The following is a 6,168-nucleotide window of genomic DNA, read 5'->3' as shown; positions in this document are numbered from 1 at the left end:
AGTGTAAAAGGTCACTGGGACAATGCGTTAAAATAACAGGTGTTCACGTTCGACCAGAATGGGTGTTCATTTTCGTCAGAATACGCAATTGATGTTAATTTGTGATGAATCAATGCCACTCGCTTGTAGAAATCCTCGAATACTTCGCTCTCTTAATACTTCATTACTTAACATCTTTGCTTGCATGCTGCCCTCAATTCAGATACCTAAGGAGCATCGAAGTTATCATCCTCTGCATTGTGCGTCAATTAAATTCATGGTGGTTGTATATTGATCTTTTTGGTCGTCTTCATTGTTTTGAAGCGCATCTAACCTTTCTAAAAGTTAGTTTGGCTAACAGACAAATTAGCATGTTAAGATAGCTGACCACAGAATAGAGCTAATTTTAGAAATGATTGAACTTCGTGAACCTTCAGCCCAAGATGAAACCTTATTTATTTCTACAATGCAAAACAGTCGCGATTTTCATTATCCGTTTATCACCGCTCCTTGCAGTTCGGAGGAGTTTCAAATTTATCTATCCAAAAGTACAAAGGACAGCGAACAATACTATATTGCCTGGGATAATAGGCAGCAAATAATCGGTGTTTTTAACATCAGTGGTATTATTCGTGGAGTCTTTAAAAGCGCTTACTTAGGTTATTATGCATCCCTAGACCATGCGGGTAAGGGATTAATGAGTCAGGCTCTTAAACTTGTTCTTAGGGAGGTATTTACTTCTTTAGATCTTCATCGAATAGAAGCAAACATTCAACCAAACAACACTGCCTCCATTCATTTAGCAAGCAACAATGGTTTTTTAAAAGAAGGGTTTTCCCCTCGTTATTTAAAAATCAATGGCATTTGGCAGGATCATTTTCGTTATGCATTAACACTTGAAGATTGGTTAGCAAATCAGTACTAGGGGGACAAACCAATATGCAATTCATCAAAACATCTCGACTTCTACTTTTAGGAGTAACCTCTCATGAGTTTAAATAAGGTTAAATGGGGAATTTTAGGAACAAGTTTTATTTCGCAGCAGATGGCCTGTGCTATTGCAGAATCTACTGTTGGAGAGCTTACTGCAATAGGAAGTCGAGACGCGACAAAGTCGAGAGATTTTGCTAGCCAATTTTCCATTCCACAAGTTTACAATCATTATGATGATATGCTTGCGGATCCGGATTTGGATGTCATCTATGTTGGTTTACCAAATCATCTGCATAAAGAATGGACCATAAAAGGCTTAGAGTCAGGCAAGCATGTGCTATGTGAAAAACCGTTTGCGCTCAATGAGGAAGAGGTTAAAGAAATGATTTCTTCTGCAAAATCAAGTCGATTAGTATGCATGGAAGCTATTATGTATCGCTGCCATCCCCTCATACAAGAAATCAAGTCACTTTTGCAGCAAAAGGTCATTGGAGACCTTCGGCTCTTTCAAGCAATCTATACCGCTAAAATAGCTCATCTGGCTAATCCAGTCGCCGGGGGAGCAATCTATAATCTTGGATGTTATCCTTTGTCTTTGGTCAGGTACTTATCTGATGCAAATCCAATGGATTTAAAGGCTATTGGTGTCTCTAATTCTAAGCATCCTCATAATGATACACGTGCCTCGGCTATTGTAGGATTTGATGATCAATCTCTCGCAACCATAACGGTTTCAGATGATTTGGCAATGAGCTGGCAATTTGTTGTTTGGGGCACAGAAGGTCGTTTGGAAATGGTGACAAATCCATGGTTTCCAAGCGTTGGTGATCAAGTCTTTCGAATCTATTCTTCCGATGCAATAGAGCCTAAGGAAGTTAGGTTAACAACCCCATTGTCTGCTTATGCTTATCAAATAAATACGGTCAATCATCTCATTCAATCCCCATCTTCCTTCTTGCCAGAGCAGATAACCCTCCAAGAGAGTTTGGATAACATCAGGTTATTGGAGCAGTGGCGAAATCTAGCACTGATGTAAGCAAGGTCGCTTAGAACAAATCAATGATGATAGATTGTTATGGAGTGCACCACGAAAGAGTAAATGAATCAACTCTTTCTAGTGCCGACTCTTCCTGGATAAATTACCTAGGCACTAAATACCTATTTATGTGCCTTTTTATTGTTCTGTTTGAATAAATTAGACTCTGATCCTAAACTATACTATATAGCCACTATTTGATGTTCTTCATAAGGGGGGAGTATGGCTTTTCGAAGAGGAGTGACCCTGTTTTCAAAAAAAAAATTCAATCTTAATGCCGGCGGTAAGAATTATTTATGGACCATGTCCACCCCAAGAGCTAAGCCCGCACTTCCATTTTATCCTGAATCATCGGTGGAAAAATGGGTTTTTAACGTGCATGCATGGAAAACTTCTACATTAAATGGAGTTAAATTACTTGATCCAAAACTTTCTAAATTTGATCTGGCATTGAATGCTTGGAAGGGGTATCAATTACCAAGCCGTGGGTTTAAATCAACTGAAGGTGATGATCCAATCAATAAATCACTTAGAGGCATTATAGGTCGTAAACCACTTCTTGTATACAAGACGGAAAAAGATAAGACGGGAAAAGAAAAACGTGTTGTAGACGAGGTAGAAACGGCTCATCGTATGCACAAACATCAAATGGGGGATATACATGGTGTATCAACATCCTGTGGTATTTGGACACCATTGTCATTTTCATCGTATTTAGCTAAAGAACATGAAATAGCCTTTTTTAATATTAGAAATATTCCTGAAGCCCATCGTCGTATGCAAGTTTATGATCGTTCACTGAATCCAACGGGAGCTGATGGGGACACATTGGACTATTCTGGTGAGATTGAAATGACCATGAGCGCTGTTCATGTGTCTAGTATTCCTTTTAGACTCATAAGGGTTGGAGTTCAATTTCATATTCAAGCCAATCCGCTTTATGTCGATCGATGTACCTTAACCCCTGAATTAGAAAAAGAGTATAATAGTCTTCTTAAATCATTTTATAAAATAGCTGATGTGGTAAGGTTAAGCCCAGAAACATATACCGATCAAATATTAAAATTTCAAGTACAACAAGCCGATTGTTACAGCAAATATGCTGCTCACCTTAAAGAAGATCCTCTCAGATGTGAGGTTATTGAAAGTGAGATGGCTATTCCAAAACCTGAATCAGAATTAACGTTTAAAGCATAAGAGTTTGCATAGAACTGGGAGCAGGCCTTGCACCCAGTTTTATGTTCATTATCAAAACATACTAGCTTGAAACTTGAACTTAACAGTGGTTCTAGTATACTCGCCTCAAGTAGAATTTTTAGTCAAATAAAAGAATGCAGTCAAGCCGGAACATTATCGCTTGTATTATTGGTAATATCCTTGAATGGTATGAATTCAGCTTATTTGCCTATTTGTCCCCTGTAATAGGGCAGCTGTTTTTCCCCAGCAGCAATAAAATGGTCAGTTTATTGTCCGCTTTATTGGTATTTGCAGCAGGGTTTGTTATACGTCCTATCGGTTCTATTGTTTTAGGTCATATCGGTGATCGCATAGGACGCGCTAAAACCTTAAAAATTACCATTTTATTGATGTCTTGTTCTTCTGTGCTAACAGGGTTTCTTCCTACGTATCAACATATGGGTCTTGTTGCACCTATTTTACTTATTTTATGTCGATTATCCCAGGGGTTTTGTATCGGTGGTGAATTTGCTGGCTCTATGATTTACCTCTCTGAAACAGCTCGAGCTAAAAATCGTGCTTTGGTAAGCAGCATGACTAATAATGGTTCTAATATCGGCGTACTTATTGCTGTTCTTGCCTGCTCCTTGATTTCAGGCGTTTTAAGTGCAGAAGAGTTGGCTCAATTTGGATGGCGTATTTTATTTATTTCTGGGGGACTTCTGGGATTATTAGGGTTGTGGTTACGTCGAGATTTATCCGAATCGGAGACCTTTAAAACCCTATTGAAAAAAATTGATAAGCCTTATTTGCCAATTACCTATGTTTTTAAACATCAGAAACAACGCATGTTGGAGGTGTTTCTTTTATTGGTTATCAGTGCTTGTGGCAGTTATACCTTAATGGGGTATATCTCAACGTATTTCAATCAATTTTTGAATATTCCTTTGAATCAGGCCTACCAAATTCAGACCTTATTTATTGTTTTATCCTTATTATTTCTCCCTTTGTTTGCCGCTTTATCTGATCGATATGGTCGGAAGCTTATTTTATTGTTCTCTATGCTTGGCTACTTACTCTTCTCTATCCCTAGTTTTTTTCTGGTGCAAAATCACCCTTCTTGGTGGGTTTTATTGCCTTTAGTCGTATTTTATAGTGCTGAGCAAGCGGTGACTCCAGCAGTAATTATAGAAATGTTTCCGGGAAAAGGGCGCTACACCGGGATTTCAATAAGTTACAACCTATGCATGGCTCTAGTTGGAGGCTTCGCCCCAGCCATCAATACGTATTTAATCCAATACTTTAACAACCCAATGATCATTGCCTACTACATCATTGCTTGTGCTTTGGTTTCTTTGGTGGTGGTTATCAGAAGTCTACCGCATGAATATGGCGTGGAGCGTAATTTAACAGCAGTGTAAATTAACTATGTCTTTATTGCATTATCAAAATTGCAGATACCCAAGTCACAAAATCATAAAATAGCGGATACGTTTAGCACTTTCCTGGCTTTAGCTCTTGTCTCCTTGAATTAACCTTGCTTGCATTCATCTTATGAGCTTTGAGCTAGATTGGAAACAAATCATTAGAATAGAAATAAAATGGATAGCCTAAAAAAAATAGTTTGGAATGACATTAAGCACAAAATCCTCTGTGTAAATAAAAGGTTCTATGATCTAATAGAGAATACCAATTCCAATTTGATAATGCCTCTGTATCTTGCAGAATATAGTTATGGGGAGTTGCTCGGTAGTAAAAAAGAAGTATATCTTCCAAATAACTCCTCTGAATATATTGTTCTCGGCAGCAACAAAACCCCAAATGAAATCATGAGAGATCTTGCTTATGGTATGAACAGTTTTCCTTTGGGGATGATCTTAAACAATTTTTGTGAATGGTATTCGATTGATGATACAGAAGGGGAGGTTTATCCTTTTGCCATCCAAGGTCCTGGCACGATTTTTAATCAGCAGATTATTTTCAATGAGGACATGTCTGTAGAAAATAATACCATATCAGTTAGCTCCGGCGCTAAATCCGCATTTATGTTGCCTTACGTTGGTTCCAAAAAACATCATGAACGTATAAGAAATCATTACAGCTTGTCATCCTCACCACCCAAAAATAGATACGAACACTCTAATCTATTCAAAGAATTAATAAACAGCAGACAAATAAAACAATCTTGGTACTCTCAGATTCTATTTTTTAGTGAAGAATGGATTAATGAAATTCGCCACAATGAGAAGTGGCTACCAGTAAAATTTTTCTTTTCGGAGAATTTAAGGAAGAGATTTTCAACGGATTTGTATAGATCTTTATATAGTTATTCATTCTTAACAACAGGTAAGGTCAATAAATACAGGCCTACTCCTTATTTAATAGATTCAGCAAAGTATATTATTAGCATTGCAATGGGGCAGGGAATTGGGTTCGCTCCTGCGATAGACAATCGACATTTGCCTTTAGAGTTTATACAAGAAGCGTACACCCAACACTATCAACTAGATTATACCCCTACAGTTATGATCCCATCTATGTTAGATAGCTCAAATGATTCTGTGTATTATTCTTTGCAGATTCCAAGTACTAAAATTAGCTCGTTTAAAATTCAAATGAATAATAGTACATATGTGGAATTAATTGCATTGAAGGATATTATATTTGCTTATCAAAAAGAATTTCAAAGCAATACATATAGATATGAAGGTAGTGATGTATTTAATGCATGTAATACAGTAGATATTGAATTTTATCATAATAAACCAACGGATAACTCTCAGGGTATAAAGCATTCTCTAGATATCTATAATTCAGATAAACGTTTTTCTATTGCTTATATAAAGGAATTGGGTTTTTCAGCCGATGCTAAATTTTTTCGAGGATGTATAAAAATTAGCAAGCGTAGCTAGTACTAGCAAAGCTTAATAATAGAGGCCCTCACTTTCTATTGTTTACAGGACTTCTAAATAACTCCCAACATCTAATTGATATTTGGAGTAAAATTTATCTGATTTTCGATCAAGCTCATGCCGAACTCAGCT

At 37.1% G+C, this 6,168-nt stretch carries 5 protein-coding genes; all 5 read left to right on the top strand.

The features are described 5' to 3' along the window. The first annotated feature begins 391 nt into the window (after window positions 1–391). The 5 genes from Lwal_RS04860 to Lwal_RS04840 all read left to right on the top strand — a co-directional run bounded on the left by Lwal_RS04860 (window position 392) and on the right by Lwal_RS04840 (window position 6,036). Entirely contained in the window at window positions 392–904 is a 513-nt protein-coding gene (locus tag Lwal_RS04860; protein ID WP_058479797.1) for a GNAT family N-acetyltransferase, read from the top strand. Window positions 905–967: 63 nt separating this feature from the next. Further along, window positions 968–1,948 carry a Gfo/Idh/MocA family protein gene (locus Lwal_RS04855; RefSeq protein WP_058479796.1) on the top strand — a complete coding sequence of 327 codons (981 nt, stop codon included), beginning with the start codon at window positions 968–970 and terminating at the stop codon, window positions 1,946–1,948. A 222-nt stretch (window positions 1,949–2,170) separates the two neighbouring features. After that, window positions 2,171–3,145, top strand: a complete 975-nt coding sequence (locus tag Lwal_RS04850; RefSeq protein WP_058479795.1) for a hypothetical protein — start codon at window positions 2,171–2,173, stop codon at window positions 3,143–3,145. 134 nt (window positions 3,146–3,279) lie between these two features. After that, complete coding sequence (locus Lwal_RS04845) at window positions 3,280–4,545, top strand: MFS transporter (RefSeq protein WP_058479794.1); 1,266 nt, start codon at window positions 3,280–3,282, stop codon at window positions 4,543–4,545. 180 nt (window positions 4,546–4,725) lie between these two features. Further along, entirely contained in the window at window positions 4,726–6,036 is a 1,311-nt protein-coding gene (locus Lwal_RS04840) for a hypothetical protein (protein WP_058479793.1), read from the top strand. Window positions 6,037–6,168: the final 132 nt, after the last annotated feature.

This window comes from Legionella waltersii, from assembly GCF_001468085.1.
Taxonomy (GTDB): domain Bacteria; phylum Pseudomonadota; class Gammaproteobacteria; order Legionellales; family Legionellaceae; genus Legionella; species Legionella waltersii.
Note: the sequence above shows the minus strand (reverse complement) of the source record. Positions and strands in the feature narration are given on the sequence as shown.

What these genes read in the sequence shown, in the direction of transcription:
- Lwal_RS04840 (WP_058479793.1), top strand. Translation starts at nt 4,726, where the DNA reads ATGGATAGCCTAAAAAAAATAGTTTGGAATGACATTAAGCACAAAATC.
- Lwal_RS04845 (WP_058479794.1), top strand. Translation starts at nt 3,280, where the DNA reads ATGCAGTCAAGCCGGAACATTATCGCTTGTATTATTGGTAATATCCTT.
- Lwal_RS04850 (WP_058479795.1), top strand. Translation starts at nt 2,171, where the DNA reads ATGGCTTTTCGAAGAGGAGTGACCCTGTTTTCAAAAAAAAAATTCAAT.
- Lwal_RS04860 (WP_058479797.1), top strand. Translation starts at nt 392, where the DNA reads ATGATTGAACTTCGTGAACCTTCAGCCCAAGATGAAACCTTATTTATT.
- Lwal_RS04855 (WP_058479796.1), top strand. Translation starts at nt 968, where the DNA reads ATGAGTTTAAATAAGGTTAAATGGGGAATTTTAGGAACAAGTTTTATT.